Origin of the sequence: Weissella confusa (genome assembly GCF_004766315.1) — a bacterium.
GTDB lineage: Bacteria > Bacillota > Bacilli > Lactobacillales > Lactobacillaceae > Weissella > Weissella confusa_A.
In genome coordinates this window covers 1-1,421 of record NZ_PVSN01000050.1, presented here as the reverse complement: position 1 = coordinate 1,421, position 1,421 = coordinate 1, and the positions used below count along the sequence as shown (strand labels likewise).

Below are 1,421 nucleotides of genomic sequence, written 5' to 3'. Positions count from 1 at the left end.
TTTGCCATTCCAGTTTACCTAGGGGTTACTGATCCAGCTGTCGTGAAGTCATTGTTGAAGTACCGTTATCAACAAATCGAAGGGGCTTACCACAATGCTAAGCAACAAGACTTGGCTGGGGCTTTGTTCCCAATGGTGACCTTCGATGGTATCGAATCACACAACGAGTGGGAAATTACTTTTGAAGAAATCCACCGTAATTCGTCGATCGCCTATGCCATCTACAACTACACGCACTTGACGGGTGACCGTTCATGGCTTGAAAACGAGGGTAGTGAAGTGTTGATTGGTATCGCACGCTTCTGGGCTGACCGTGTGCACTATTCAGCACGCAACGATGCGTACATGATTCACGGTGTTACCGGACCAAACGAGTACGAGAACAACATCAACAACAACTACTACACTAACTGGATGGCTAAGTGGGTCTTGTCATACGCTTTGGAAAACATCGACACGGTTGCACCAGAGTTCCAAACGAAGTTGAACGTTACAGCTGAAGAACGCAAGTACTGGCAAGAGATTGTCGACAAGATGTACTTGCCTGAAGCGGACGTTACTGACGTCAACGGTGTGCCACGTCACGTCTTTGTTGCGCACGACACATTCTTGGACAAGGAATTGGTACCAGTCCGTGATTTGGATCCAAAGCACTTGCCAATTAACCAACACTGGTCATGGGACCGTATCTTGCGTTCACCATACATCAAGCAATCAGATACATTGCACGCGATGTACTACTTCCCAGATGCCTTTACGGAACAACAAAAGCGTGACAACTATGAATTCTATGAGCCATTCACGGTGCACGAGTCATCATTGTCACCATCTGTTCACTCAATTATCGCTGCTGACTTGAAGATGGCCGATAAGAGTGTCGAGTTCTACGAGCGTACAGCACGTCTTGACTTGGATAACTACAACAACGACACGTCAGACGGGTTGCACATCACGTCAATGACGGGTGCCTGGCTATCAATCGTGCAAGGATTTGCTGGCATGCGTGTCCGCGATGATCAATTGCACTTTGACCCATTCTTGCCTGATAAGTGGCAAGGCTACAGTTTCCGCTTCCTATTCCGCGGTCGCTTGTTGTCAGTCGCTGTTGACCAAAACGGTTCACACGTCGAATTGTTGTCTGGTGATCCATTGACGATTGATTTGGCTGGTGAAAAGCTAACTTTGGAGGCCTAAGATGACGAAGTTTTCAGAAATTAAGGGATTTGCCTTTGACTTGGATGGTGTCATCACGGACACCGCGAAATTTCACACGCAAGCTTGGCACGCCCTTGCTGACCAAGTAAACGTGACTTGGACGCCAGAATTGCAAGAGTCATTGAAGGGGATTGACCGCATGGGCAGCCTTGAGATGATTTTGAAGGCTGGTAACAAGCAAGATGACTACACACACGATGAAAAGG

The 1,421-nt window shown here is 47.6% G+C and carries 2 protein-coding genes; both read left to right on the top strand.

The annotated features are described in order from the left end of the window. Positions 1–1,194 (top strand): glycosyl hydrolase family 65 protein (locus tag C6P11_RS07330; protein ID WP_280950206.1); only part of this gene is annotated, 1,194 nt, incomplete at its 5' end. 1 nt (position 1,195) lies between these two features. Beyond that, on the top strand, positions 1,196–1,421 hold a 226-nt coding region (locus C6P11_RS07325), incomplete at its 3' end, for an HAD family hydrolase (RefSeq protein WP_348628398.1).